The sequence below is a fragment of the Mesorhizobium sp. M7A.F.Ca.ET.027.02.1.1 genome (assembly GCF_004022985.1).
GTDB lineage: Bacteria > Pseudomonadota > Alphaproteobacteria > Rhizobiales > Rhizobiaceae > Mesorhizobium.
Genome location: NZ_RZOL01000967.1, coordinates 1 through 414 on the forward strand (window position 1 = coordinate 1; position 414 = coordinate 414).

A 414-nucleotide genomic window follows, 5' to 3' on the forward strand; every position below is an offset into this window, starting at 1 on the left:
GGAAGGCCGATGCCGGCCGCCTGCCCTCGATGCGGCTGGCCGCACTGCGTGACCTGCGCCATCCGATGTCCGTCGACCTCTGGGTCGACAGCGTCGCCCGCCACGCCAAGATCATCCTGGTGCGCATCCTCGGCGGCTACGACTGGTGGCGCTACGGCTGCGACCAGCTCGCCTCGACTGCCCGCGAACGCGGCATAAAGCTGGCGCTGCTGCCCGGCGAATGCCGCGACGAGGATTTGCGCCTGATCGAAGCCTAGACGCTGCCGCGCGAAGAGTTGGACGGCCTGCTCGACTATTTCCGCGAGGGCGGCCCGGCGAATATGAGCGCGCTGGTGCGGAGGCTGGCGCGGCTGGCGGGGTCGGATGCGGCTGTTGCTGAGCCGGTTGCCGTGCCGAAAGTTGGCTACTACGAGC

General features: G+C 69.1%; 1 pseudogene. It reads left to right on the plus strand.

What is annotated here, in order from left to right:
• Positions 1-414 (plus strand): annotated as a pseudogene (locus tag EN749_RS37265) (cobaltochelatase subunit CobN); the annotation flags it as partial.